Annotated in this window: 25 protein-coding genes and 1 tRNA gene; 19 read left to right on the plus strand and 7 right to left on the minus strand. The window is 66.2% G+C overall.

What is annotated here, in order from left to right:
- Window positions 1–37 precede the first annotated feature (37 nt).
- The 3 genes from AADJ02_RS14140 to AADJ02_RS14150 are packed head-to-tail and all read right to left on the minus strand — an operon-like array spanning window position 38 to window position 1,484.
- Entirely contained in the window at window positions 38–613 is a 576-nt protein-coding gene (locus tag AADJ02_RS14140) for an HD domain-containing protein (protein WP_341213661.1), read from the minus strand.
- On the minus strand, window positions 610–831 hold the full coding sequence (locus AADJ02_RS14145) for a hypothetical protein (protein WP_341213662.1): 222 nt from the start codon (window positions 829–831) through the stop codon (window positions 610–612). The genes AADJ02_RS14140 and AADJ02_RS14145 overlap by 4 nt, the downstream gene beginning before the upstream one ends.
- The gene (locus AADJ02_RS14150) at window positions 831–1,484 is read right to left on the minus strand and encodes an alpha/beta hydrolase (RefSeq protein ID WP_341213663.1); all 654 of its coding nucleotides are present in this window, start codon (window positions 1,482–1,484) and stop codon (window positions 831–833) included. The genes AADJ02_RS14145 and AADJ02_RS14150 overlap by 1 nt, the downstream gene beginning before the upstream one ends.
- 180 nt (window positions 1,485–1,664) lie before the next feature.
- Between AADJ02_RS14150 and AADJ02_RS14155 the strand changes: the two genes are divergently transcribed.
- The 10 genes from AADJ02_RS14155 to AADJ02_RS14200 all read left to right on the plus strand — a co-directional run bounded on the left by AADJ02_RS14155 (window position 1,665) and on the right by AADJ02_RS14200 (window position 9,818).
- Window positions 1,665–2,123: an Rrf2 family transcriptional regulator gene (locus AADJ02_RS14155; RefSeq protein ID WP_341213664.1), complete on the plus strand. Its 459-nt coding sequence runs from the start codon at window positions 1,665–1,667 to the stop codon at window positions 2,121–2,123.
- The gene (locus AADJ02_RS14160) at window positions 2,120–3,163 is read left to right on the plus strand and encodes an aminotransferase class V-fold PLP-dependent enzyme (protein WP_341213665.1); all 1,044 of its coding nucleotides are present in this window, start codon (window positions 2,120–2,122) and stop codon (window positions 3,161–3,163) included. The genes AADJ02_RS14155 and AADJ02_RS14160 overlap by 4 nt, the downstream gene beginning before the upstream one ends.
- 19 nt (window positions 3,164–3,182) lie before the next feature.
- The gene (gene sufB, locus AADJ02_RS14165; protein WP_341213666.1) at window positions 3,183–4,718 is read left to right on the plus strand and encodes a Fe-S cluster assembly protein SufB; all 1,536 of its coding nucleotides are present in this window, start codon (window positions 3,183–3,185) and stop codon (window positions 4,716–4,718) included.
- Entirely contained in the window at window positions 4,718–5,311 is a 594-nt protein-coding gene (locus AADJ02_RS14170; RefSeq protein WP_341213667.1) for a hypothetical protein, read from the plus strand. The genes sufB and AADJ02_RS14170 overlap by 1 nt, the downstream gene beginning before the upstream one ends.
- Window positions 5,312–5,327: 16 nt before the next feature.
- Complete coding sequence (gene sufC, locus AADJ02_RS14175) at window positions 5,328–6,083, plus strand: Fe-S cluster assembly ATPase SufC (RefSeq protein WP_341213668.1); 756 nt, start codon at window positions 5,328–5,330, stop codon at window positions 6,081–6,083.
- Window positions 6,083–7,366, plus strand: a complete 1,284-nt coding sequence (gene sufD, locus AADJ02_RS14180; protein ID WP_341213669.1) for a Fe-S cluster assembly protein SufD — start codon at window positions 6,083–6,085, stop codon at window positions 7,364–7,366. The genes sufC and sufD overlap by 1 nt, the downstream gene beginning before the upstream one ends.
- Window position 7,367: 1 nt before the next feature.
- The gene (locus AADJ02_RS14185) at window positions 7,368–7,853 is read left to right on the plus strand and encodes a hypothetical protein (protein WP_341213670.1); all 486 of its coding nucleotides are present in this window, start codon (window positions 7,368–7,370) and stop codon (window positions 7,851–7,853) included.
- A 4-nt stretch (window positions 7,854–7,857) separates the two neighbouring features.
- Window positions 7,858–8,454 (plus strand): YIP1 family protein, encoded by a 597-nt coding sequence (locus AADJ02_RS14190; RefSeq protein WP_341213671.1) that lies wholly within the window; start codon window positions 7,858–7,860, stop codon window positions 8,452–8,454.
- On the plus strand, window positions 8,447–9,667 hold the full coding sequence (locus AADJ02_RS14195; protein WP_341213672.1) for a cysteine desulfurase: 1,221 nt from the start codon (window positions 8,447–8,449) through the stop codon (window positions 9,665–9,667). The genes AADJ02_RS14190 and AADJ02_RS14195 overlap by 8 nt, the downstream gene beginning before the upstream one ends.
- Before the next feature lie 74 nt (window positions 9,668–9,741).
- A tRNA-Arg gene (locus tag AADJ02_RS14200) sits at window positions 9,742–9,818 on the plus strand.
- Between the two features lie 637 nt (window positions 9,819–10,455).
- Here the strand turns inward: AADJ02_RS14200 and AADJ02_RS14205 are convergent.
- Both AADJ02_RS14205 and AADJ02_RS14210 read right to left on the minus strand, forming a co-directional pair.
- Entirely contained in the window at window positions 10,456–10,845 is a 390-nt protein-coding gene (locus AADJ02_RS14205; RefSeq protein ID WP_341213673.1) for a nuclear transport factor 2 family protein, read from the minus strand.
- Between the two features lie 243 nt (window positions 10,846–11,088).
- Window positions 11,089–11,994: a LysR family transcriptional regulator gene (locus AADJ02_RS14210; protein ID WP_341213699.1), complete on the minus strand. Its 906-nt coding sequence runs from the start codon at window positions 11,992–11,994 to the stop codon at window positions 11,089–11,091.
- 110 nt (window positions 11,995–12,104) lie between these two features.
- Between AADJ02_RS14210 and AADJ02_RS14215 the strand changes: the two genes are divergently transcribed.
- The 5 genes from AADJ02_RS14215 (at window position 12,105) to AADJ02_RS14235 (ending at window position 16,771) form a co-directional block, all read left to right on the plus strand.
- The gene (locus tag AADJ02_RS14215) at window positions 12,105–13,100 is read left to right on the plus strand and encodes a zinc-binding alcohol dehydrogenase family protein (protein WP_341213674.1); all 996 of its coding nucleotides are present in this window, start codon (window positions 12,105–12,107) and stop codon (window positions 13,098–13,100) included.
- Between the two features lie 24 nt (window positions 13,101–13,124).
- Window positions 13,125–14,093 carry an LLM class oxidoreductase gene (locus tag AADJ02_RS14220; protein WP_341213675.1) on the plus strand — a complete coding sequence of 323 codons (969 nt, stop codon included), beginning with the start codon at window positions 13,125–13,127 and terminating at the stop codon, window positions 14,091–14,093.
- Between the two features lie 10 nt (window positions 14,094–14,103).
- Window positions 14,104–14,898, plus strand: coding sequence for an SDR family NAD(P)-dependent oxidoreductase (locus AADJ02_RS14225; RefSeq protein ID WP_341213676.1), 795 nt, complete (start codon window positions 14,104–14,106; stop codon window positions 14,896–14,898).
- A 336-nt stretch (window positions 14,899–15,234) separates the two neighbouring features.
- On the plus strand, window positions 15,235–16,221 hold the full coding sequence (locus AADJ02_RS14230; RefSeq protein ID WP_341213677.1) for a zinc-dependent alcohol dehydrogenase family protein: 987 nt from the start codon (window positions 15,235–15,237) through the stop codon (window positions 16,219–16,221).
- 208 nt (window positions 16,222–16,429) lie between these two features.
- Window positions 16,430–16,771, plus strand: a complete 342-nt coding sequence (locus AADJ02_RS14235) for a hypothetical protein (protein WP_341213678.1) — start codon at window positions 16,430–16,432, stop codon at window positions 16,769–16,771.
- A 171-nt stretch (window positions 16,772–16,942) separates the two neighbouring features.
- Here the strand turns inward: AADJ02_RS14235 and AADJ02_RS14240 are convergent, their stop codons facing one another.
- Together AADJ02_RS14240 and AADJ02_RS14245 are read right to left on the minus strand one after the other, a co-directional pair.
- Window positions 16,943–19,288 carry a Tex family protein gene (locus AADJ02_RS14240; protein WP_341213679.1) on the minus strand — a complete coding sequence of 782 codons (2,346 nt, stop codon included), beginning with the start codon at window positions 19,286–19,288 and terminating at the stop codon, window positions 16,943–16,945.
- Window positions 19,289–19,370: 82 nt separating this feature from the next.
- Window positions 19,371–20,282 carry a DMT family transporter gene (locus AADJ02_RS14245; protein ID WP_341213680.1) on the minus strand — a complete coding sequence of 304 codons (912 nt, stop codon included), beginning with the start codon at window positions 20,280–20,282 and terminating at the stop codon, window positions 19,371–19,373.
- A 172-nt stretch (window positions 20,283–20,454) separates the two neighbouring features.
- Here AADJ02_RS14245 and bioB point away from each other — a divergent pair, with 172 nt between their 5' ends.
- Genes bioB through bioA form a run of 4 tightly spaced genes read left to right on the plus strand, consistent with a single transcriptional unit; the run spans window position 20,455 to window position 24,492 of the window.
- Window positions 20,455–21,432: a biotin synthase BioB gene (gene bioB, locus AADJ02_RS14250; protein ID WP_341213681.1), complete on the plus strand. Its 978-nt coding sequence runs from the start codon at window positions 20,455–20,457 to the stop codon at window positions 21,430–21,432.
- Complete coding sequence (locus AADJ02_RS14255; RefSeq protein ID WP_341213682.1) at window positions 21,429–22,586, plus strand: 8-amino-7-oxononanoate synthase; 1,158 nt, start codon at window positions 21,429–21,431, stop codon at window positions 22,584–22,586. Before bioB ends, AADJ02_RS14255 begins: the two co-directional genes overlap by 4 nt.
- Complete coding sequence (bioD, locus tag AADJ02_RS14260) at window positions 22,583–23,212, plus strand: dethiobiotin synthase (protein WP_341213683.1); 630 nt, start codon at window positions 22,583–22,585, stop codon at window positions 23,210–23,212. Before AADJ02_RS14255 ends, bioD begins: the two co-directional genes overlap by 4 nt.
- Window positions 23,209–24,492, plus strand: coding sequence for an adenosylmethionine--8-amino-7-oxononanoate transaminase (gene bioA / locus AADJ02_RS14265; RefSeq protein ID WP_341213684.1), 1,284 nt, complete (start codon window positions 23,209–23,211; stop codon window positions 24,490–24,492). Before bioD ends, bioA begins: the two co-directional genes overlap by 4 nt.

Here is a 24,492-nt window from a genome sequence, read left to right on the forward strand (position 1 = left end):
TATTTTCAGAGTAAAGTTGCCGAGGTCGGCGCTATGGTCAGCTTGCGGAAAACCATGCGTCGATGCGGGATCGCAGACCGGACCACACGGCGGGTGCGCCGCGCGTGACCTTTACGCCGACGCGGGATTCGAGCTGGTCGGGCGTGACGTTGTATTCGGGCCAAGTGCCGCCGTCGGTGGCGAGATTCGACAATACCGGCTGCACGCGGTCGATGGATTTCGCAAAGATCGCGTCGTCGGTCTCGGCGGCCTCGAACTCTTCCCAGATGGCGCGCATGGTTTCGCGTTGATCGTCAGGGAGCAGGCCGAAAATGCGGTCGGCGGCGGCCTGTTCCTTGGCCTCCTGCTCGGCGGGGTCGTGATCGCCGTGAATGGGCGTGTCGCCTGCATCGATTTCCACGAGATCATGCAGCAAGAGCATCGTCAGCACGCGAGTGGTGTCGACGGGGCGCACCGCGTGCTCGGAAAGCACCAGCGCGTGCAGCATCACGTGCCAGCTGTGCTCGGCCGAGTTCTCACGGCGCGAGCGGTCATGAAGAGACGTGGCGCGCAGCACCGATTTCAGCCGGTCGGCCTCCGCGAGAAAGGCCAGCTGCGCGTCGAGACGGCTCACGACGGGCGCCCCTGTCGCAGCCTCTCGTCGAGAAGCCGCCGCGCGCGTTGTTCGGCCAGACGCACCCGTACCATTGTCAGGAACGCCTCCTGCGTCGTCGTCGACGACGCGCCGAGCGCTTCGGACACCTCGGAGATCACCTCGTCATCGCCGAGCTTTTCAGCCGCTGCGATGACGTCGCGGGCCAGCGCGTCGGCGAGATCCTCGGTGATGCCCATCAGCGGGTGTTCTCGGTCAGGCGGCGGCCGACATAACCCTTCACCGAGCCGATGAGCGTGTCCATGTGCGGGTCTTCGAAGAAGTGCCCGGCGCCATCGACCACCTCGTGGGTGATGGTGATGCCCTTTTGGTCGTGCAGCTTGTTCACGAGACCCACCGTATCGGCAGGCGGGGCCACCCGGTCGGCCGAGCCGTTGATGATCAGGCCGGACGAGGGGCAGGGGGCGAGGAACGAGAAATCATACATGTTGGCCAGCGGCGCCACCGAGATGAAGCCGGTGATCTCGGGGCGGCGCATCAGCAATTGCATGCCGATCCACGCGCCGAACGAGAAGCCCGCGACCCAGCAATGCTTGGCGTTGTTGTTCATCGATTGCAGGTAATCGAGCGCCGAGGCCGCATCGCTAAGCTCGCCGATGCCCTGATCGTATTCGCCCTGACTGCGGCCGACGCCCCGGAAGTTGAAGCGCAGCACCGTAAAGCCCATCTCGTAGAAGGCGTAGTGCAGGTTGTAGACGACACGGTTGTTCATCGTGCCGCCAAACTGCGGATGCGGATGCAGCACGATGGCGATCGGCGCATCGCGGTCCTTCTGCGGGTGGTAGCGGCCTTCGAGCCGGCCTTCGGGACCGGGGAAGATGACTTCGGGCATGGAGGTCCCTTGCGGCTGCGGTGCGTATGACAGTTTCTTGACAGAAACCATCAGACACCTTAGAACGGTTCTAACTCCGAGAGCGGTTGCATCGGAGCGGCTGTAGGGGAGTTAACCAGACCCCCCATCGGCGTCAATCACAATGGCCCGGTGCGGGCGTTTGAACGGAGCGGGAGAGCTATGAAGCTGTCGACCAAGGGGCGTTATGCCATGGTGGCGCTGGCCGATCTCGCGCTGCAGCCGCCGGGCACTTTGGTCACGCTGGGTGAGATATCCAAGCGTCAGGACATCTCCTTGCCCTATCTCGAACAGCTTTTCGTGAAGCTGCGCCGTGACGGTCTGGTCGATAGCGTGCGCGGTCCGGGCGGCGGCTACCGTCTTGCGCGCTCGCCTTCCGACATCCGCGTGGCCGAAATCCTCGGAGCCGTCGACGAGACGGTGAGCGCCATGCACAAGGGGGCGGGCGTCTCGGGCGGCGCCTCTGGCAGCCGCGCGCAATCTCTCACCAATCGGCTGTGGGAGGGGCTTTCGGCGCATGTCTATGTGTTCTTGCACCAGACGCGGCTCTCGGACGTGACCGGCAACGGGCTTGCCCCGTGTCCCGCCGTGCCGACGCTCTTTCACGTGGTGGACGAATGAGCCGCATCTATCTCGATCACAACGCAACCGCGCCGCTGCGCGTAGAGGCGCGCGACGCGATGATCGCGGCCATGGAGATCACCGGCAACCCGTCCTCGGTCCACGCCGAAGGCCGCGCCGCCAAGGCCATCGTCGAGCGTGCCCGCGCCGAGATTGCCGAAGCGGCGGGGGCGGCCTCGGCCGACGTGGTTTTCGTTTCCGGCGCCACGGAGGCGGCGTCGCTGGCGCTCGAAGGACGCGGGCTCGACGGCGCGGCGGTCGAACACGATGCCGTCGCGGCATGGGTGTCCGACGCGCTGCCGGTGGACAGGCAAGGCCGGGTGAACGTGGCCCATCCGGGCCGTGCGGTGTTGCAACTGGCTAATTCTGAGACCGGCGTCGTTCAGTCGCTGCCCTCGGGTCTCGCGCTATCGGACATCACTCAAGGCTTCGGGCGCGTGCCTTTCGCATTCGACTGGTCCGGCCTCGACATGGCGATCCTCTCGGCCCACAAGTTCGGCGGGCCCAAGGGCGTGGGCGTGCTGATCCTCAAGCGTGGCACCGATCTTGCCGCGCGCATCCGGGGCGGCGGACAGGAGATGGGCCGCCGTGCGGGGACCGAGAACGTCATCGGCATCGCCGGTATGGCGGCGGCGGCCAAGGCGGCGCAGCGCGACCTCGAACAGGGTGTCTGGTCAGGAGTGGAAACTCTGCGCGACCTGCTGGAGCAGGCGGTGGAAAACGCCGCCTCCGATCTTATCTTTGCGGGCAGGGGTGCTACGCGCCTGCCCAACACGAGCTGCTTTGCCGCAACGGGCTGGAAGGGCGAGACGCAGGTGATGGCGATGGATCTCGCCGGCATCGCGATCTCGGCCGGGTCCGCCTGTTCGAGCGGCAAGGTCCGCGCCAGTCGGGTGCTGACCGCCATGGGATACGAGAGCGATGTCGCGCAATCCGCGATCCGCGTCTCGCTTGGAGTAGAGACGACCGAAGAACAGGTGCTGCGTTTCGCGGATGCCTGGGGCGCGGCCTACAGGAAAATGCGCGCCCGCGCGGCGTGAGTGACAAAAGGAGACCGTCATGGCGATCCTCGAAAAGGACATGACCAACGAAGCCAAGGAAGGCGTCGACCAGGATACGGTCGATGCCGTGGCGAAGCTGTCGGGCGCCTACAAGCACGGCTGGAACACCGAGATCGAGATGGATTACGCCCCCCGCGGCGTGAACACCGACATCGTACAGCTGATCTCGGACAAGAACGAAGAGCCCGAGTGGATGACCGAATGGCGTCTGCAGGCCTTCGCCCGTTGGGAGCAGCTCGACGAGCCGAACTGGGCAATGGTCAACTATCCCAAGATCGATTTCCAGGACATCTTCTACTATGCCCGCCCCAAGAGCATGGAGGTAAAGCCGAAATCGCTCGACGAGGTCGATCCCAAGCTCTTGGAAACCTACAAGAAGCTCGGCATTCCGCTCAAGGAACAGATGATCCTTGCCGGTGTCGAAGGCGCCGAGACCATGCCCGCCGATGGTGAGCGCAGGGTCGCCGTGGATGCCGTGTTCGACAGCGTTTCGGTCGGCACGACCTTTCAGGCCGAGCTGAAGAAGGCGGGCGTGATCTTCTGCTCGATCTCCGAGGCGATCCGCGAGCATCCCGAACTGGTGAAGAAGTATCTCGGCACCGTGGTGCCGCAGTCCGACAACTTTTATGCGACGCTGAACTCGGCCGTCTTTTCGGATGGCTCCTTCGTCTACGTGCCGCCGGGCGTGCGCTGCCCGATGGAGCTCTCGACCTATTTCCGCATCAATGCCGAAAACACCGGCCAGTTCGAGCGGACGCTGATCATCGCCGACAAGGGCTCCTACGTGAGCTACCTCGAAGGCTGCACCGCGCCTAAGCGCGATACCGCACAGCTGCACGCGGCCGTGGTGGAGATCATCGTCGAGGAAGACGCCGAGGTGAAATACTCCACCGTCCAGAACTGGTATCCGGGCGACGAGAACGGCAATGGCGGCATCTACAACTTTGTCACCAAGCGCGCCGATTGCCGGGGTGACCGGGCCAAGGTGATGTGGACCCAAGTGGAAACCGGTTCCGCCGTCACTTGGAAATACCCCAGCTGCATCCTGCGCGGCGACGACAGCCAGGGCGAGTTCTACTCGATCGCCATCGCCAACAACCACCAGCAGGCGGACACCGGCACCAAGATGGTCCATCTGGGCAAGCGCACCAAGTCGCGCATCGTCTCCAAGGGCATCTCGGCCGGTCAGGCGCAGAACACCTATCGCGGCCTCGTCTCGATGCATCCCAAGGCCAAGGAAAGCCGCAACTACACCCAGTGCGACAGCCTTCTGATCGGCGACAAGTGCGGGGCGCACACCGTCCCCTACATCGAGGTCAAGAACAACTCGTCCCGCGTCGAGCACGAAGCGACCACTTCGAAGGTTGATGACGAGCAGCTGTTCTACTGCCGCCAGCGCGGCATGGACGAAGAGGAGGCGGTGGCTCTCGTGGTCAACGGCTTCTGCAAGGAGGTGCTGCAGGCGCTGCCGATGGAGTTCGCGATGGAGGCCCAGAGCCTCGTGGCGATCTCGCTCGAAGGCTCGGTCGGCTGATGGATCAGGTTGCGCCCCCGGAATTCGCCTTTCCCGAGGCGGAGGCGCGCGCTCTTGGCGCGGCCTACGAGGGTGCGACCACGATTCTGGAGTACGGCTCGGGCGGTTCGACCGCGATGGCGGCGCTGCTGCCGGGCCGGACCGTCTTTGCCGTCGAAAGCGACCGCGCCTACATCGCGGAGCTGACCCGCTGGTTCGAGGCCAGCCCGCCGGAGGCCCGAGTGCATCTGCACCACGGCGATATCGGCCCCACGGGCAAGTGGGGCCAGCCGGCGGACGAGGCGTCGACGTGGCGGCGGTTTCACCGCTACCCGACGACCGTCTGGGACCGGGACGATTTCGTCCATCCCGACGTGGTGCTGGTCGACGGGCGGTTTCGCGCAGCGTGCTTTCTGACCACGCTGTTCCGGATCACCCGCCCGGTGCGGCTGTTCTTCGACGATTATGCCGAGCGTCCGATCTATCACGAGGTCGAACGCTACGGTGCCCCGGTGGCGATGCATGGCCGCATGGCCGAGTTCGCCCTCGACCCCAAACCGATCCCGTCAGCCGATCTGACCTGGATCCTAGAGACATTCACCCGCAGAAAGTAATGCGGAAGGAGAAAATATGCTTAAGATCAGCGGCCTGAAGGTCAAACTTGAAGAAGAAGACAAGCAGATCCTGAAAGGCGTCGACCTCGAAGTCGGCCCCGGTCAGGTGCATGCGATCATGGGGCCGAACGGCTCGGGCAAATCGACGCTGTCCTACGTGCTGTCGGGTCGCGACGGCTACGAGGTCACCGAAGGCTCGGCCTCGCTCGAAGGCGTGGACCTGCTCGACATGGAGCCCGAAGAGCGCGCCGCCGCCGGTCTCTTCCTTGCGTTCCAGTACCCGGTCGAAATCCCCGGCGTCGGCAACATGACCTTCCTGCGCACTGCCTACAATGCGCAGCGCAAGGCCCGCGGCGAGGACGAGGTTTCGGCCGCCGAATTCCTCAAGCTGGTGCGTGAGAAAGCCAAGGATCTGAAGATCGACGCCGAGATGCTCAAGCGTCCCGTCAACGTCGGCTTCTCGGGCGGTGAAAAGAAGCGTAACGAGATCCTGCAGATGGCGGTTCTCGAGCCGAAGATGTGCATCCTCGATGAGACGGATTCCGGCCTCGACGTCGACGCGATGAAGCTCGTCTCCGACGGCGTGAACGCGCTGCGCAGCGAGGGCCGCTCGTTCCTCGTGATCACGCACTACCAGCGCCTGCTCGACCACATCGTTCCCGATGTCGTGCACATCATGGCCAACGGTCGCATCATCAAGACCGGCGGTCCCGAGCTCGCGCTCGAGGTCGAGAAGAACGGCTACGCCGACCTGATGTCCGAGGTTTCCTGATGGCTCTTCTGAAAGCGAAAACCGACGCCACCGAGGCGCGTCTGTCGGGGATGCAGATCCCCGAGGGCGGCGCGAACTGGGCTGTCGAGGCACGGCGTGACGCGCTGAACCGCCTGACTGCCATGGGGATGCCGCATCGCCGCGACGAATACTGGCGCTTCACCAACCCGGCGGAGTTTCTTACCGCCGAAACACCCCGTGCCGAGATCGCTCTCGACGCGCCGGGCTTCGAGGATACCGAGGTTCTACGGGTCGTCTTCACCGACGGCGTGTTCGATGCCGAGGCCTCCGACGATCTCGCCCAAGAGGGCCTCGAAATCGAGCGTTTCGCCGATGCCGTGACCAAGGACATCCATTGGATCAAGGGTTTGCTCGGCGTTCTTGAGATCGCAGGGCAGGACCGTGTCGACCGTCCTCTCGCGACGCTCAACACCGCATTCGCCGAAGACGGCCTCGTGCTGCGCGCGACCGCCAAGGTGTCGAAGCCCGTGCATGTCGAGTATCGCCGCCAAGCGGACAACGCCGAAGCGGTGCTGCGCCACATGGTGCGTGTCGAGGACGGTGCCGAGCTGACGCTGCTCGAAAGCGGCGTAGGCGCCGCGCGCCTCAACACCGGCATGGAAGTGGACATCGCCGACAACGGCGCGTTCCACCACGTGCGCATGCAGGGCCGCGACCATGAGCGCCGCGCCGCCACGCATGTCTTTGCGCGGCTCGGGACCGAGAGCACCTTCAAGAGCTTCACCCTCACGCTCAATGGCGTGATGACCCGCAACGAGGTCATCATCACGCTAAAGGGTGACGATGCCATCGCGCATGTGGCTGGTGCCGCCCTCGGTGACGGTCGCGACTTCCACCATGACGACACGGTCTTCGTGACCCATGACGCGGTAAATTGCGAAAGCCGTCAGGTGTTCAAGAAGGTGCTGCGCAACGGTGCCACCGGCGTGTTTCAGGGCAAGATCCTCGTGCAGCCCGGCGCGCAGAAGACCGACGGTTACCAGATCAGCCAGTCGCTGCTGCTCGATGAGGACGCCAACTTCCTCGCCAAGCCGGAGTTGGAAATCTATGCCGACGACGTGCAGTGCAGCCACGGCTCGACTTCGGGCGCCATCGACGACACGGCGCTGTTCTACCTGAAATCGCGCGGCATTCCCGAGGACAAGGCGCAGGACCTTCTGGTTCTGGCCTTCGTCGCCGAGGCGCTGGCCGAGATCGAGGACGAGGATCTGGCCGAGACGCTGCGCACGCAGCTCGCGGGCTGGCTCGAGCGGCGCCGCTGAGATGGCGGTGTCCTCGGACATTCTGAGGACCTGGCGCCATCCGCGCCGGGTCGTGGCCGACCTGCTCGACCAAGGGCAGCGCGAGGACCGGGCCATCGCCTTCCTGATGGCCGGTTGCGGGCTGATCTTCGTCGCGCAGTGGCCGCGGCTGGCCCGGGTGGCGCATGAAACCGGCGACGAGCTGTCCAAGCTCGTCGCCTATGAGCTGGTGGCGTGGATCTTCTTCTGGCCGCTGATGTTCTATGCCGTGGCGGGGCTGAGCTGGCTGGTGCTGCGCATGGCAAAGCGTCGCATCTCTGCCTATTCGGCGCGGCTCGCGCTGTTCTGGGCGTTTCTCGCGGCGACGCCTGCGGGGTTGCTTTACGGGCTTCAGACCGGGCTCAACGGGCCGGGGCCTGCGGCGCATGTCGTGGGCGCGATCTGGATCGCGGCGTTTTTCTGGTTCTGGGCGCAGGGCCTGCGCGCTGCCGTCGCGCATCAAGGCTGAAACCATGTGGACCTATCTGACAGACCTTCTGCGCCTGAGCCTGCGCGCCCCCGGCGATGCCGCAGCGCGGCTGCTCGGCAGCTTTCCGGGCGCCGCCGCCACATGGCAGGCGCTCATCCTCGTCATCTGCCTGAGCGTGGTGCTTACCGCGCTGATCCAGGGCGCGATGCCGATGATGCCGGTGGACGCCACCGGCGCGTCCTTTGGCCTGTCACCCTTCGGCTACGCAGGGCTCTTGGGCGTGTCGCTGGTGTTGCTGGCGGGCGGGGTGACGGCGACGGGGCGGATCCTGGGCGGCGTCGGGCGCTTCGCCTCGGCGCTGGCGCTCGTGGTCTGGCTCGAGGTGCTGGCCATGGCGCTGCGGCTGGTGCAGGGGGTGCTGATCCTCGTGCTGCCGCCGCTTGCGGGGCTTGTGGGCCTCGCGGGGCTGGTCTGGCTGTTCTGGTGCCTCGCGCGTTTCGTTCAGGTGCTGCACGGCTTTCGCGGCATCGGTCGCGCCATGGTCGCGCTGTTTCTTGCCTTCATCGCCATTGGCACGGCGCTCGCGCTGTTGCTGGCGCTCACCGGGCTGACCGCCCAGGGAGGACTGCCCAATGTATGACGTGGACGAGGTCCGGGCCCAATTCCCGATCCTGTTGCGCAAGGTCAACGGCGTGCCGTTGGTCTATCTCGACAACGGCGCCTCGGCGCAAAAGCCGCAGGTGGTGATCGACGCGATCACCCGTGGCTATGCCGAGGAATACTCAAACGTGCACCGCGGCCTGCACACGCTCTCGACCATCTCGACCGAGAAATACGAGGGCACCCGCGACGTGGTGCGCAAGTTTCTTGGCGCACCGAGCCAGGAGGAGATCATCCTCAACACCGGCACGACCGAGGGCATCAATATGGTCGCCTATGGCTGGGCCATGCCGCGCATGGAGCCGGGCGACGAGATCGTGCTGTCGATCATGGAGCACCACGCCAACATCGTGCCGTGGCATTTCCTGCGCGAACGGCAGGGCGTGGTGATCAAATGGGTCGAGACGGATGCCAACGGCGACCTCGACCCGCAAGCGGTGATCGACGCGATCGGCCCGAAGACCAAGCTCGTCGCCGTTACCCACATGTCGAACGTGCTGGGCACGGTGGTCGACGTGAAGGCGATCTGCGACGGCGCGCGCGCCAAGGGCGTGCCGGTGCTGGTCGATGGCAGCCAGGCCGCCGTGCACCAGCGCGTCGACGTTCAGGAGATCGGCTGCGACTTCTACGCGATCACCGGCCACAAGCTCTATGGCCCCTCGGGGGCGGGCGCGATCTTCGTGAAGAAGGAACGCATGGCCGAGATGCGTCCCTTCATGGGCGGCGGCGACATGATCGATCATGTCGGCCGCGACGAGATCACCTACAACGTGGCCCCGATGAAGTTCGAGGCGGGTACGCCGTCGATCGTGTCGACCATCGGCATGGGCGTGGCACTCGACTGGATGATGGCCCTCGGCATGGATGACATCGCCGCCCACGAACGCCGTCTGCGAGACCGGGCGATCGAGCGGTTCAAGGGGCTGAACTGGCTCAATGTGCAGGGCACTTCGGCGGGCAAGGGGGCGATTTTCTCGCTCACCATCGAGGGCGGCGCGCATGCGCATGACATCTCGACCGTGCTCGACAAGAAAGGTATCGCCGTGCGCGCGGGCACCCATTGCGCGATGCCGCTGATGACGCATCTGGGCGTCGGCGCCACCTGCCGCGCCTCCTTCGGCCTCTACAATACCGAAGCCGAAGTCGACCGCCTCGTCGAGGCCTTGGAGCTGTGCCACGAGTTGTTCGGCTGAGATGGAATTGACGCGGGGGCGGTGGCGAAAAGCCGTTGCACCCGCGCCCGGTTTCGCCTATCGAACGCCCATTGGCACCCGTAGCTCAGCTGGATAGAGCGCTGCCCTCCGAAGGCAGAGGCCACAGGTTCGAATCCTGTCGGGTGCACCAAATTTCCCTCTTAAAATTAAGCTTTTTATGACAGCGCTGAGCGTCGAAGCGCGCTTGCGCAGCTGCTTGCACCTCCAATGCGTTTCGCTTTCGGTACAAACCCCGTACAGGCCCGTCGCAGGGGTCGAGCAGGTAGTCGTACTGCGGTCATGCTTCCAATCCACCAGCTGTGGCTGGCGTGACTCGCTATAGGCAGCATCCCGAGATTGAGCCGAGGAGGACGGCTGGTCGCGCATGCCGTTATCGTGGGACCGAAGGACCAGACACGTTGATGATCGCGCCACTATTGTGGTTACAACCAACCACAAGCCGTTTGTCCTCTTCGAGCCTGAACTGACCGCGACGTGGGAGGACATCTCCGCAGGCGTGACATCGGCGCGTTTGTCGCAGCTGACCTGAAGTAGCATGGTTAAATCCCTGCCGAGACCAGCCATTGGCTCCGGGAGGTCTTCCACCGCGCATATTTCCCAAAGCTGCCGTTCAGGATGAGCGCAGCAAGACAAACACCGGAAGGCCCGCTGAGCGGACCTTCCGGACCTTCGCTGCACCTGTGTAATATCCGCCGCACCTGCAAGGGCCCTTTGGAAGAAGGGCAAGAAGCGGCGGTTCGCGCGAACGGCCGCTTCGATGGTAGGGCTTAGACGTGCTTCCGGGAGGCCTCGAAGTCGGCCCTCAGAGGCGCGGTGTCGTAGATGATGGTCATCCGGGCGAAGCGCTGCCGGTCCTCGGCCAGCTCAAAGACATCGACGCATTCGAACTCCACGACCTTGCCGCTGGCCAGGGTCCAGACGTAGCGGAAATGCAGCGCGACGGACCGGCCCCCGGCCGATCTGTCGAAGACGTTGAGGAGCGTCGTCTCCGACCGGGAGGTGTCCGCGAAAAGCGCGGCATAGAAATCGTGCGCGGGCCGGACGCCGTAGAGCGGCGACACGATCTCGGCGTCGGAGGTGAATAGGGCGCGCACGCCCTCCAGATCGCCCGTGTTCAGGGCGTCGAGGTAGCGGTGGCAGAGGTCATCGAGGGTCATTCCGGTCTCCTTTGGGGAACCAAGCCCGGACGCCTCTGAACTGATCGAGCCGCCCATGGGCGGCGGCTTCTCTGATCGTCACGCATCATCGAGCCGCCGTCAGGGACGGCGGTAATAGCTCGAGGTCTGATGGCAACGGATCATCGGGCCTCGGTATCTGTCCCATCGAGACCTGTCAAAACTATTCGCCGTTGCCAGAAGATTGGTGACGACTTTCTGGGAGCTTCCGCGACAGGCGACAGCTTATTCGCTCCATACCACCTGACCCGACAGGCGGGCGATCAGGAAGTCCATGAAGATCCGGGTTTTCGGGGTTAGCACGTTGGTGCGCGGATAGACCAGCCAGAGCACCGAGCGGTCGTTCATTTTCCACTCCGGCAGAACCCGGACAAGCCGGCCCGCGGCCAGTTCATGGGCGACGTTCCACAGAGAGTTCATCGACAGCCCGGCTCCCGCAAGGGTCGCTTCGCGCTGCGCATCGCCGTCATCCACGATGGTCCGGCAGCTCATGCGGGCGGGGTCGAGCAGGGCTTGCTCTCCGGCAGCATTCACCAGTTCCCGTGGCTCGAGGTTGCTCCAGGCGATGAGCTGGTGGCCCGCCAGATCCGCCGGCGTGGCCGGGGTGCCGTGCGCCTCGAGATAGGCCGGCGACGCGCAAAGAACCCGGGTGTCGTCGGCGAGCTTGCGCCCCTTCAGGCTGCTGTCGCTCAGCGGCCCGCTGCGCAGGGCCAGATCGAAGCTGCCCTCGATCGCGTCGAAGCGCGTGTCGGACAGGCGCAGGTCGAGGGTGAGATCGGGATAGAGCTCGTGGAACTCGGGCAGCAGCGGCATGATGTGCAGCTGCGCGAAGCTGCTGGGTGCTGCGAAGCGCAGCGTGCCCTTCGGGCCGGCATCGCTGCCTCCCATGGCAGCCCGGGCCGCATCGGCTTGGGCAAGGATCTCGCGGGCATAGGGCAGGAAATCAGACCCCTCCAGCGACAGCGACACCTTGCGGGTGGTCCGGCGCAGAAGCTCCACGTCGAGCTCCTGCTCCAGTTTGGCAAGACGCGCGCTCGCGACCGCGGGGGCGAGGCCCAGCTCGCGCCCTGCGGCGGAGATATTGAGCCGTTCGGCCGCCATCACGAAGAGACGCAGGTTGTCGGTGTCCATGGTGATTATATCCCAATTCCGAATAATCAAATCCGGAAACTGCCGGTTTCGCAGGAAATCGCAAGAGATATCTTGGGGACAACGGAATGACGTCATCAAGGACATGACAGATGAAGGCGATCGGCTATCGCGCAGCGGGCGCGGCGGACACTCTTGAGATATTCGACGCGGACCGGCCCGAGGTGCGGCCGCGCGACCTGCTGGTCGAGGTCAGGGGCGTCTCGGTCAACCCGGTGGACGTCAAGCTGCGCGCGGCAGTGCAGCCCGAGGGCGGTATGCGGATCTTGGGCTTCGATGCAGCCGGGGTCGTGGTGGAAATCGGCGACGAGGTCACGGGCTACGCGGTGGGTGACGAGGTCTTCTATGCCGGTGACGTCACCCGTGCCGGCACGAATGCCGCGCTTCATGCGGTCGACGAACGGATCGTCGGGCGCAAGCCCGCCAGCCTCGATTTCGCCGAAGCCGCCGGCCTGCCGCTGACCACGATCACGGCGTGGGAGATGCTGTTCGAGTCCTTCCGCCTGACCGAAGGGGGCGGCACCGGTCAGACCCTGCTCGTCATCGGTGGGGCCGGTGGCGTGGGGTCGATCCTGATCCAGCTCGCCAAGGCGCTGACCGGTCTCACGGTGATCGCGACCGCCTCGCGTCCCGAGACGCAGGATTGGGTGCGCGAGATGGGCGCCGATCACGTGGTGGATCACCGCGGCGATCTCGCGGCGCAGGTGGCCGAGCTGGGTCTGACGCCTGGCTATGTGGCCGCGCTGACCGCGACGGATCAGCACTGGCCCGCAATCATCGAGCTGATCGCACCGCGCGGCCAGATCGCGCTGATCGACGACCCCGAGGCGCTGGATATCAAGCCTGCGAAGCCCAAGGCATTGAGCATCCACTGGGAGTTCATGTTCACCCGCTCGATGTTCGGGACCGGGGATATCGGCGCCCAGCGGGAGCTGCTCAACCGCGTGTCGGAGATGATCGACGCGGGCAGGTTGCAATCCACGGTGACCGAGCGGCTGGGCCCGCTCAGCATTGAAGCCTTACGCGCCGCGCATCTGCGGCAGGAAAGCGGCCGGGTGATCGGCAAGCAGGTTCTGGACGGGTTCTGAGGCTGTGCAACAAGGAGACCTGAGGTGTTGGACGAGACCGGACCCGCAGCCTTTCCGAGCCTGAACCGCGCCTACAACACCGTCTTCAAACCGGGACGGATGAGCATCGGGCTGGTCGTTCCGCTCGAAGCCTACCCGAATGCTGCCGTCCCCGATATGGCGCGTCACATCGAGCGGGCGCGGCTGGCCGACAGCCTCGGCTTCTCGGCGCTGTGGCTGCGGGACGTGCCGTTCAACGTGCCCTCCTTCGGAGATGCCGGGCAGGTCTTCGATCCCTTCGTCTATCTCGGGGCACTGGCCGCCTTGACCCACGACATTGCGCTCGGCGTGGCCAGCATTGTCCTGCCACTGCGCCACCCGGCCCATGTGGCCAAGGCCGCCGCTTCCGCGGATGTGCTTTCGGGCGGGCGCCTTCTGCTCGGTGTCGCCTCGGGTGACAGGCCGGAGGAATATCCGGCGCTCGACATGAGCTTCGAGGATCGTGGCGAGAGGTTCCGCGACAGCGTGGGCTACATCCGGGCGATGGCCGAGGATTACCCGGGCCGCGACACAGCGCATGGAACGCTGTCGGGCGGAATCGACATGTTGCCCAAGCCCGCGAGCGGCCGCCTGCCGCTTCTGATCACGGGTGGCAGCCAGCAATCTCCCGACTGGGTCGCGCGGAACGGCGACGGCTGGATGACCTATCCGCGCGACGCGGCGACGCAGGGCCGCGTGGTCGACGAGTATCGCCGCCGGATCGCCGAAGCCGGTCTGCCCGACAAACCGGTGATGCAATCGCTCTACGTGGATCTCGCCAGCCAGGCGGGTGCGCCGCCCCAGCCGATCCATCTCGGCTTTCGGTCGGGCACGGACCACCTGCGGCGCTACCTGACGCAGATCCGCGACCTCGGCATCAACCACGTTGCCCTGAACCTGCGGTTCAACGGCGCGGAAATCGAGGACACCATGCGGCGGCTGGCGGACGAGATCCTGCCGGACGTTCACAGCTGAGGAGACACCAATGACCAAGACGATCCTGATCACCGGCGCGACCGACGGCATCGGCCTGCTGACCGCAAAGACGCTGGCCGCCCAAGGCCACACCATCCTGCTTCACGGGCGCAGCGCCGAAAAGCTGGAAGCTGCCGCGCGGGAGGTGGACGGTGCCCCCGAGACGTTCCGTGCCGACCTGTCCCGCCTCGACGAGGTCGCGGCGCTTGCCGAAGACATCCAGAGCCGCCACGACCGCATCGACGTGCTGATCAACAACGCGGGCGTCCTCAAGACCCCCCGGGCCCGGACGCCCGAGGGGCTCGACACCCGCTTCGTCGTCAACACCCTCGCGCCCTATCTGCTGACTCGGCGGTTGCTGCCGATCATCCCGAAGGATGGACGCGTCGTAAACCTGTCCTCGGCGGCCCAGGCGCCGGTGGATACGAACGCCCTGCGCGGCAGGCATGCGCTCGATCACATGGCCGCCTACGCCCAGAGCAAGCTCGCCCTCACGATCTGGACGCAGGAGATGGCCCGTGCCCATCCAGACGGCCCGGCCTTCATCGCCGTGAACCCCGGCTCCCTGCTGGCCTCGAAAATGGTCAAGGAGGGCTTCGGCGTTGCGGGCAACGACCTGTCGATCGGGGCCGACATCCTGAACCGCGCCGCGCTGTCGGACGAGTTCGCCAAGGCCTCCGGCCGCTATTTCGACAATGACAGCGGCCGCTTCGCGCAGCCCCACTCGGCGGCAAGTGACAAGAGCCAGGTCACCGCGGTCATGGAGGCGATCCGCGACCTCACCGGCGAAGCAGGACGCGGCTGAAAATAGGTTTGGAGATCGCGGCAGGGCCGCCTTAACATCCGCGGCGGAGGAGAAATGACGGTAGGCACCCCAGACGCCCGGGCAGAGATCGCGGCCTCGTGGGAGCGCTGCGCGCGGCGGCACGACCGATCCTGCGCCTGCGCCTGCGAAAGGGTGCCGGGCCCAAAACTCTCGACGCGAGACAGGCGCAGACAGGTCGCGGCAGCTGAAGACGGGGAGCTGCCGACAAAAGGATTATATCCCGCTCCCGAAAACTGAACTCCGATCTGGGTGGATTATATCCTTAGTGCCGTTCGCGTATCTCCTGACCAACGCAACACTCGGCAGGAGATACCGATGAAAGCCATGACTCTGAACGACTACGGCACCGAGGCGTCCTTCCAAGAGGCCGACATGCCGCGCCCGCAGCCCGCCTCCGGCCAAGTCCTCGTCCGCGTCAAGGCGACAAGCGTCAACACGATCGACACGATGATCAAGGCCATGGGCAAGGATCTGCCCCTCTCACCTGATCTGCCGGCCGTGCTGGGCATGGATTTCGCCGGCATCATCAAGGAGGTCGGTGAAGGCGTGACCGGCTATGCCGTGGGCGACGAGGTCTATGGCTGCGCGGGCGGGTTGGCCTCGCTTCAGGGCGCGCTGGCGGAGTTCATCCCCGCCGACGCCCGGTTGATCGCGCCCAAGCCCAAGACGCTGTCGATGCGCGAGGCCGCTGCCTTGCCGCTGGTCGGCATCACGGCCTGGGAAGGGCTGGAGCGCGCGGGCGTCGGCGCCGGTCAGAAGGTGCTCGTGCAGGGCGGGGCGGGCGGCGTCGGGCATCTCGCCGTGCAACTGGCGCGTCACCTCGGGGCCGAAGTCTCCGCGACGGGCACCGGCGATAGCCAGCTTTCGGTGATCGAAGGCTACGAGGCCCGGCCCATCGACTTCATGGCCGAAAAGATCGAGGACTACGTCGCGGCCCACACCGGCGGAACCGGCTTCGACGCGATCTTCGACACGGTCGGCGGGGCCAACCTCACGAACTCCTTCGCGGCCGCGGCGCTGAACGCCCATGTGGTCACAACGGTCGCCCTGTCGGAAATCGACCTGTCACCCGCCCACTTCAAGGGGCTCTCCCTGCACATCGTCTTCATGCTGCTGCCCATGCTGCACGACGTCCGGCGTGAAGTTCATGGTGAGATCCTCGCGAAGCTCTCCAAACTGGTCGATGCCGGTGCAGTGAAGCCGCTGCTGGACGAACAAACCTTCGCTTTGACGCAGGTCGGCGAGGCCTATGCTCGGCTGCAAAGCGGTCAGGCGATCGGCAAGGTGGTCGTGGAGGTCTGATCCTCATGTGCGGGCCGGGCGTCCAGGCGCCCGGTCATTCCTTCTGCAAAGCACGTCGCCCCACATTAGGTGTATGGTCCCGGGAAGCGGTAGTACGATATCCGCCTCTGAGATGGAGACGGTATGGGATAGGTTATCTACGGCAGCGCCCGAACGACAGCGGCAGGTCGTCGAGCAATCCAAGGTAGTGAAGCGAGCGTAAGGCAGCTTGCCCGGCGATCTCGACGACGTCGCCTGGTCCCAAACCACCAAGCTGTTCCAGCGGATGAGCGGCGCTTTGGACCCGCAGCGCGGTCGGGGCATGTTCAGCACCTTCCATGCCGGTCATCTCCTCCTGAAGTGGCCGCTCGATCATGTCTTCCACGACAACTCATTCACCTCGGTGGAGCTAAAGCGCCTTCTCAACATCGGGTCGGATCACTTCCCAGTTCTCGTCGAGCTTCAGTACGAGCCGAGGGCCGAAGCGGAGCAGGAAGCGCCTGAAGCTGACCAAGCAGATCGCGAGGAAGCGAAGGAAATGATCGAAGAAGGGCGCAAGGCCGTGGGCTGAGGCCCGCGCCAATCGCCGATTGCAGGCCGAAGCATTCGGGCGGCGGCCGGGCCGGAATGCCTTGCAGACCTGTCCGGCCGGGATATCCTTTGGTTTCGCAGGCATTTTTCGCCAATCAGACGCCAAGGGCCGTTTTCGCCGCCACCCGGAACCCCGGGCGGCGGCGGAGGATCAGCGTTTCTTCATCGCCTCGAGCAGGGCCGAGCCGAACGCGCCGGGCTGGTCATCGCTCTTGGGCGATCCGCCCTTCGGGCCGGATTTGCGGGGCGGGGGCCCGGACTTTCGTGGAGCGTCCTGCCGCGGCTCCTGCCGCTGAGCGCCGCGCGCGTTGCGATCTTCCTTGGCCGAGACGCGGCTGTCCTTGCGCATCGTCAGGCCGATGCGCTTGCGCGCCACATCCACCTCGGTCACGCGCACCTGCACCACGTCGCCCGCCTTCACCACCTCGTGCGGGTCTTTTACGAAACGATCCGCCAACTGGCTCACATGGACGAGCCCGTCCTGATGCACGCCGATGTCCACGAAGGCCCCGAAGGCGGCGACGTTGGTCACCGTACCTTCGAGCTTCATGCCCTCGCGCAGGTCGCCGATCTGCTCGATCCCTTCGGCGAAACTCGCCGTCTTGAAGGTGGGGCGCGGGTCGCGACCGGGTTTTTCCAGTTCGGCAAGGATGTCGCGCACGGTCGGAAGGCCGAAATGGTCGTCGACATAGGCCTCGGCGCGCACGTCCTTCAGCACCTTGGGATCGGCCTGAAGATCGCGTAGATCGCGGCCACAGTCGGCCACGATCCGCCGCGCCACGCCGTAGGCTTCGGGGTGGACCGCCGAGGCGTCGAGCGGCTCGCGGCCGTCGCGAATCCGCAAGAAACCGGCGCATTGCTCGAAGGCGCGGGGGCCGAGACGGGCGACCTTCAGAAGGTCCTTGCGCGTGGTGAAGGCCCCGGCCTGATCGCGATGCGCGACGATCGAGTCCGCCAGCCCCGGGGTGAGACCCGAGACATGCGCCAAAAGCGGCGCGGAGGCGGTGTTGAGATCGACCCCGACCGCGTTCACGGCGTCCTCGACGACCGCCTCGAGCGATTTCGACAGGCGACGCTGATCGACGTCGTGCTGATATTGGCCGACGCCGATGCTCTTGGGCTCGATCTTCACGAGTTCGGCGAGCGGGTCCTGAAGACGGCGGGCGATGGACACCGCCCCGCGCAGCGACACGTCAAGATCTGGAAACTCCCGGGAGGCCAACTCTGAGGCGGAATAGACCGAGGCCCCCGCTTCGCTGACAATGACCTTGGTCGGTTTTTTCACGTCACTTGGCAGCAGGGCGAGCGTGTCGGTGACCAGCTTTTCGGTCTCGCGCGAGGCGGTGCCGTTGCCGATCGCGATGAGTTCGATCCCGTGCGCCTTGATAAGCCGCAGGATCGTTGCTTGCGCGCCAGTCACGTCCTTGCGGGGCTGGAAGGGATAGAGCGTGTCGGTGGCCAGAACCTTGCCGGTGGCGTCGATCACGGCGGCCTTCACGCCGGTGCGAATGCCCGGATCGAGGCCCAAGGTAGGCCGGGCCCCGGCGGGGGCGGCCAGCAGGAGATCCTTGAGATTGCGCGCAAAGACGTTCGTGGCCTCTTCGTGGGCGCGGGCGCGCAATTCGGCCACGAGTTCGGTCATCATGGTGGTCGAGAGTTTCACCCGCCACGCCCAGCTTGCGACATCGCGCAGCCAGCGGTCGCCAGGACCGTTTCCCGTGGGCTGCAGGCGCGCGGCGACCATGGCTTCGCAGCGCGGCTCGCCGACCTCCTTGTCGGGGCCGATGTCGAACCTCAGGACACCTTCCTTCATCGCGCGCATCAGTGCGAGGGCGCGGTGCGACGGCATGGCCGCCCATTTTTCGGAGTGGTTGAAATAGTCGGAGAACTTGGCCCCGGCCTCTTCCTGACCGGGCACGACCTTGGCCGTCACGATGGCGTCGCGGCGCAAGAAGCTCCGCAGGTCGCCAAGCAGATCGGCGGTCTCGGACAGCTCTTCGACGAGGATGTCGCGCGCCCCGTTCAGCGCCTCCTTCACGTCTGGCACCGTCTCGTTCACATAGGGCTTGGCGAGCGTCTCTGGGTCGCGGCTTCGATCCGCCATGATCGCGTCGCGCAGGGGTTCGAGCCCATTTTCGCGTGCGATCATCGCCTTGGTGCGGCGCTTGGGCTTGTAGGGCAGGTAGATGTCTTCGAGCTGCACCTTGGTTTCGGCGGCGTCGATCGCGCGGGCCAGCGCCTCGGTAAGCTTGTCCTGCTCGCGGATCGACTTGAGGATCGCGTCGCGCCGGTCGTCGAGCTCGCGCAGATAGGTCAGCCGTTCGGCAAGCGTGCGCAGCTGCGCGTCGTCGAGCCCGCCCGTGGCTTCCTTGCGGTAGCGCGCGATGAAGGGGACCGTCGCACCCTCGTCGAGAAGCTTGATCGCGGCCGCGACTTGGGTCGCGTTCGCCCCGATGTCCTGGCCGATGGTCCGGTTGATACGGGTGGTGCGATCCATGGTGGTCCTTTCATCCCTAGAGCGGTCTTCTTACGCCTGCGGATCGGCTGGCAAAAGGGTCGCGTCGATGGCTTTGGTCGCGTCAGCGTCGCGCCGCACGGGCCATCCCATGCCCGCCCGTGCCCGCGCGCAGGTTGAGGTAGTTGCCCGCAAGGATCAGCGCGGCCCCGAGCACCACCCAGACCCCGATCGGCTCGCCGTAGGCCAAAAACCCGACCACCGCGATCACCGGCAGGCGCAGAAAGTCGAAGGGCATCACCAGCGTCGCCGGAGCGAGGCGCAGCGCGCTCGCGATGCAAAAATGCGCCGACAACCCCGCAGCCGCGATCAGGGCAATCCACGGCAAGGTGGTGGCCGAGGGCAAGGCTATGTCGCCGTCGAGGGCGGCACAGGCAAATCCGAAGACAGCTTGGCTCAGCGTCATCCACCACAGGATTTCGGCGGTGCTCACCTGCACGGTGAGCTTCTTGGTCAGGATGTAGGTGAAGGCAAAGCCCACGGCGCAGCCTGCGGCCGCAAGCAGGGCAGGCGAGATCGGAGCAGCACCGGGGCGCGCGACCAGCAGAATGCCTGCAAAGCCCAGAAGGGCGGCCAGAGCGCGCGGCCCGGTCAGACGTTCGCCAAGCAGCAGGGGCGACAGCACCAGTGCCCAGAGCGGGGCCGTGAATTCGAGCGCGAAGACCTGTGCCAAGGGCAGGGAGATGATGGCGTAGAACCACAGGTTCTGGGCCGTGAAATGCGCGAGGTTGCGCGCAAGGTGCAGCTCGGGCCGCCTCAGGCCGACCATGCCCCACCGACCGCGCAGGCCGAGCGTGGCGGCGACGATGCCGGCCCCGATGACCGAACGGTAGGCCATGATCTCGAAGGTATCGAGTTCGAACGACACGGCACGGCCCGCCACGGCCATCGAGGTGAAGGCCGCCACGGCCCCCATCATCCATGCCGCCGCCCGAAGCGCCTGCGATCCGGTCTCCGTCGCGATCCGCGTGCTCATCCCGCCCTCCCGTGCTCCCGATCGATTGCTAGCGCAGCGATACGCGCTTGCCCATGGCCCCCGGGCGCGCCTCGGCACCCCTGCGCGAACCGGGGGTAAGGTCGAACCCGTTTGACCCGTCGGCGCGGGCGGCCTAGAAGTCGACAACACTTCCGATACAGCGGGACACGCCTTGACCGACGCCAGCATCATCCGCCACGACTGGACCCGCGCCGAGGCGCAGGCGCTCTTCGACCAGCCGTTCAACGACCTGCTGTTCCAAGCCCAGACCGTGCACCGGCAGAACTTCGACCCCAACAAGGTCCAGCGCAGCCGGCTCAGCAACATCAAGACCGGCGGCTGCGCCGAGGATTGCGCCTATTGCAGCCAGTCGGCGCGCAACGGCTCGCATCTTCCGGCTTCCAAGTTGATCGAGGTCGAACGCGTGCTGTCCGAGGCGCGCCGCGCCAAGGAGCAGGGCTCGACCCGCTTTTGCATGGGTGCGGCCTGGCGCTCGCCCAAGGAACGCGACATGGACCAGCTCGTCGCCATGGTCGAGGGCGTGCGCGCCATGGGCATGGAGACCTGCATGACGCTGGGCATGCTCGAGGACGATCAGGTGATCCGCCTCAAGGGCGCGGGGCTCGACTATTACAACCACAACATCGACACCTCGGAGCGGTATTACCCCGAGGTGATCACCACCCGCACCTTCGCCGACCGGATCGACACGCTGAACCGCGTGCGCGAGGCCGGGATCAAGGTCTGCTCGGGCGGCATCCTCGGCATGGGCGAGACCGAGATGGACCGGATCGACATGCTTCTGGCGCTGGCCAATCTGGCCGAGCACCCCGACAGCGTGCCGATCAACCAACTGATGCCGATGCCCGACACGCCGCTGGCGGATGCCGAGCCGGTGGACGGGATCGACTTCGTCCGCGTGATCGCTCTGGCGCGGATCCTGATGCCGAAAGCGCATCTGCGCCTCTCCGCCGGACGCACCGCGATGAGCGAGGAGACGCAGGCGCTGTGTTTCTTTGCAGGCGCCAACTCGATCTTCTCGGGCGACGTGCTGCTCACCGCGCAGAACCCCGGCGAGGATCGCGACAGCGTCCTGTTCGGTCGGCTCGGGCTCGAGCCGATGGAGCTTGGCGAGACCGGGGCGCGATGAGCCCGGCGGCCTCACGGGGCCGCCCCGGATTTGCGCGCCACGCCGAGGCGCTCGACGCGCTCGGAGCGCGCGGCCGCAGGCGGGTGCTGATGCCCCGCGCGGGGCGGGATTTTTCCTCGAACGACTACCTCGGGCTCGCGGGCTCCGATCTCTTGCGCGTGGCCGCGCGGGAGGCGCTCGACCGGGGCGTCGCGCTGGGATCGGGCGGCTCGCGGCTGCTGCGCGGCAACGATGCCGAGCACGAGGCGCTGGAGCGCGAGGCGGCGGCGTTCTTCGACGCGCCTGCCGCACTCTACATGGGCGCGGGGTTTCCGGGCAACGTGGCGATTTTCTCGAGTCTGCCGATGCAGGGCGATCTGGTGTTGCACGACGCGCTGGTCCACGCCAGCGCGCATGACGGGATGCGGCTTGGCCGGGCCGAAACGCTTGGCTTCGCGCACAACGACGCAGACGCCGCGCGCGACGCGCTGCGCGGCTGGCGCGCGCGGGGCGGCATGGGCCGGGTCTGGATCGCTTGCGAGAGCCTCTATTCGATGGAGGGCGACCTTGCGCCGCTCGATGACCTCGCCGCCGTTGCGGCCGAGGACGGCGCGGTGCTGGTGGTCGACGAGGCGCATGCCACCGGGCTTTACGGTCGCCGGGGGCAGGGCCGGGCGCACGGGCTCGACCCGTCGGTCGATGTGGTAACGCTGCACACCTGCGGCAAGGCGCTCGGCGGCGCGGGCGGGCTGGTCTGCGCCGATGCGGTGCTGATCGACACTCTGGTGAACCGGGCGCGCAATTTCGTATTCTCCACCGCACCTTCGCCGCTCGATGCCGCCGTCGTGCGCGCGGCGCTGCGGCTTATGGCCGAGCGGCCCGACCTGCGCGAGACGGCGTGGCACGGCATCCGCCATGCCCATGACGCGGCCCGGCGAGCGGGGATTGGCGATTTCGACACGCAGATCCTGCCGGTGATCGTGGGCGAGGATGCCGAGGCACTGGCCTTGGCAAACGCGCTTCAGGCGCGCGGCCACGACGTGCGCGCGATCCGACCGCCAACCGTGCCGCGCGGCACGGCGCGGCTTCGGATCTCGATCACCCCCAATGTCACGACCGACGAGATCGACGCGCTCCTTGCCGATCTCACGGATATCCGAAAGGCCGCAGCATGACCCCTATCGTCGTCACCGGCACCGACACCGGCATCGGCAAGACCGTGGTGTCCGCCGGTCTCGTGCAGGCGCTTGGCGCGCTGTACTGGAAGCCGGTGCAATCCGGGCTTGAGGAAGAGACCGACAGCGAGATCGTCGCGCGCCTTTCGGGTGCGCGCGTGCTGCCCGAGGCGGTGCGCCTGTCGCTGCCGGCAAGCCCGCATATCTCGGCCGAGGCCGAGGGTGTGCGAATCGACGTGCACGCGCTGCGCCTGCCTGAAACCTCCGGGCCGCTGGTGGTCGAGGGCGCGGGCGGTGTCATGGTGCCGCTCGACAACGACACGACTTTCCTCGATCTCTTTGCCCGCTGGCGCGCGCCGGTGGTGCTCGTTGCACGCACGGCTCTGGGGACGATCAACCACACGCTGCTTTCGCTTGCGGCGCTGCGCGGGGCGGGTGTTCCGGTCGCGGGCGTGATCTTCGTGGGCGAGGCCGCGCCGCGCGTGGAGCGGACCATCGCCGAAATGGGCGAGGTGGCGCATCTGGGTCGGCTCGAGCGGCTCGACCCGCTTGACCGCGACACGCTGCGCGAGGGGGTTCGCGGCATCGACATTTCCGCGATCCGCGCCGCGATGGAGGCCGCATGACCGACGCCGAGTTCGACCGCGATCATCTTTGGCATCCCTATACCAACGTCATGGCCCCGGGGCCGACCTACATGGTCGAAAGCGCCGAAGGGGCCTGGATCACGCTCAGCGACGGCACACGGATGATCGACGCCATGTCGTCGTGGTGGTGCACCATCCACGGCCACCGCCACCCGGCGATCACGCGCGCGATGCACGATCAGATCGACCGCCTGCCGCATGTCATGTTCGGTGGGCTGACCCATGCTCCGGCGGTCGAGCTGGGCCGCAGGCTGGTGGCGATGACGCCCAAAGGCCTCGACCATGTGTTCTACTGCGACAGCGGCTCGGTCGCGGTCGAGGTGGCGATGAAGATGGCGGTGCAGCACCAGCTCGCCGCAGGCTATCCCGGACGCGTTCGCTTTGCGACACCGCGCGGCGGCTATCATGGCGACACTTGGAAGGCGATGAGCGTCTGCGACCCGGTGAACGGGATGCACCACCTGTTCGAGGGCGCGCTCAACGTCCAATACTTCGCGCCGCGCCCGCCCGTGGCGTTGGGCGAGGACTGGCCCGAGGACGATGAGGCGAACGGCATCGCGGCGCTGTCGCGGCTCTTGCACGAACATGGCGACAGCATCGCCGGGTTGATCCTCGAGCCGATGGTGCAAGGCGCGGGCGGCATGCGGTTCTACCACCCCGAATACCTGCGCCGGGCGCGCGGGCTGTGCGACGAACTGGGCATCCTGCTCATCTTCGACGAGATCGCCACCGGCTTTGGCCGCACCGGCGAGATGTTCGCCGCCGATCTCGCGGGCGTGGCCCCCGACATCATGTGTCTGGGCAAGGCGCTGACCGGCGGGCATCTGTCCTTCGCCGCCGTGATGGCCTCGGGCGAGGTGGCGCGCATGATCGGTTCGGGCACGCCGGGGCTGTTCATGCACGGCCCGACCTTCATGGGCAATCCGCTGGCCTGCGCCGCCGCCTGCGCCAGCCTTGACCTTTTGGCCGACGGCGCATGGCGCGACCGCGTCGCCGCCATCTCGCGGCAGATGCGAGGGGCGCTGGCGCCCGCGCGCGATCTGCCGGGCGTCGCGGATGTGCGGGTGCTCGGGGCGATCGCCGTGATCGAGATGGATCACGAGGTCAGCGCCGACACCGCGCATCCGATCTCTCGCGACACCGGGGTCTGGCTGCGCCCCTTCGGGCGCAACATCTATGCGATGCCACCCTTCATTCTTAACAGAGATGAGGTCGCCCGCGTCTGCGCCGCGATGATCCGCCTCGCGGGCGAGCTATAG

It is taken from the genome of uncultured Limimaricola sp. (assembly GCF_964022235.1).
GTDB lineage: Bacteria > Pseudomonadota > Alphaproteobacteria > Rhodobacterales > Rhodobacteraceae > Limimaricola.

Bases quoted from the DNA above. Each gene is read 5' to 3' on its own strand.
- AADJ02_RS14145 (WP_341213662.1), bottom strand. From the start codon at position 831: ATGGGCATCACCGAGGATCTCGCCGACGCGCTGGCCCGCGACGTCATC.
- AADJ02_RS14150 (WP_341213663.1), bottom strand. From the start codon at position 1,484: ATGCCCGAAGTCATCTTCCCCGGTCCCGAAGGCCGGCTCGAAGGCCGC.
- AADJ02_RS14155 (WP_341213664.1), top strand. From the start codon at position 1,665: ATGAAGCTGTCGACCAAGGGGCGTTATGCCATGGTGGCGCTGGCCGAT.
- AADJ02_RS14160 (WP_341213665.1), top strand. From the start codon at position 2,120: ATGAGCCGCATCTATCTCGATCACAACGCAACCGCGCCGCTGCGCGTA.
- sufB (WP_341213666.1), top strand. From the start codon at position 3,183: ATGGCGATCCTCGAAAAGGACATGACCAACGAAGCCAAGGAAGGCGTC.
- AADJ02_RS14170 (WP_341213667.1), top strand. From the start codon at position 4,718: ATGGATCAGGTTGCGCCCCCGGAATTCGCCTTTCCCGAGGCGGAGGCG.
- sufC (WP_341213668.1), top strand. From the start codon at position 5,328: ATGCTTAAGATCAGCGGCCTGAAGGTCAAACTTGAAGAAGAAGACAAG.
- sufD (WP_341213669.1), top strand. From the start codon at position 6,083: ATGGCTCTTCTGAAAGCGAAAACCGACGCCACCGAGGCGCGTCTGTCG.
- AADJ02_RS14185 (WP_341213670.1), top strand. From the start codon at position 7,368: ATGGCGGTGTCCTCGGACATTCTGAGGACCTGGCGCCATCCGCGCCGG.
- AADJ02_RS14190 (WP_341213671.1), top strand. From the start codon at position 7,858: ATGTGGACCTATCTGACAGACCTTCTGCGCCTGAGCCTGCGCGCCCCC.
- AADJ02_RS14195 (WP_341213672.1), top strand. From the start codon at position 8,447: ATGTATGACGTGGACGAGGTCCGGGCCCAATTCCCGATCCTGTTGCGC.
- AADJ02_RS14205 (WP_341213673.1), bottom strand. From the start codon at position 10,845: ATGACCCTCGATGACCTCTGCCACCGCTACCTCGACGCCCTGAACACG.
- AADJ02_RS14210 (WP_341213699.1), bottom strand. From the start codon at position 11,994: ATGGACACCGACAACCTGCGTCTCTTCGTGATGGCGGCCGAACGGCTC.
- AADJ02_RS14215 (WP_341213674.1), top strand. From the start codon at position 12,105: ATGAAGGCGATCGGCTATCGCGCAGCGGGCGCGGCGGACACTCTTGAG.
- AADJ02_RS14225 (WP_341213676.1), top strand. From the start codon at position 14,104: ATGACCAAGACGATCCTGATCACCGGCGCGACCGACGGCATCGGCCTG.
- AADJ02_RS14230 (WP_341213677.1), top strand. From the start codon at position 15,235: ATGAAAGCCATGACTCTGAACGACTACGGCACCGAGGCGTCCTTCCAA.
- AADJ02_RS14240 (WP_341213679.1), bottom strand. From the start codon at position 19,288: ATGGATCGCACCACCCGTATCAACCGGACCATCGGCCAGGACATCGGG.
- AADJ02_RS14245 (WP_341213680.1), bottom strand. From the start codon at position 20,282: ATGAGCACGCGGATCGCGACGGAGACCGGATCGCAGGCGCTTCGGGCG.
- AADJ02_RS14255 (WP_341213682.1), top strand. From the start codon at position 21,429: ATGAGCCCGGCGGCCTCACGGGGCCGCCCCGGATTTGCGCGCCACGCC.
- bioD (WP_341213683.1), top strand. From the start codon at position 22,583: ATGACCCCTATCGTCGTCACCGGCACCGACACCGGCATCGGCAAGACC.
- bioA (WP_341213684.1), top strand. From the start codon at position 23,209: ATGACCGACGCCGAGTTCGACCGCGATCATCTTTGGCATCCCTATACC.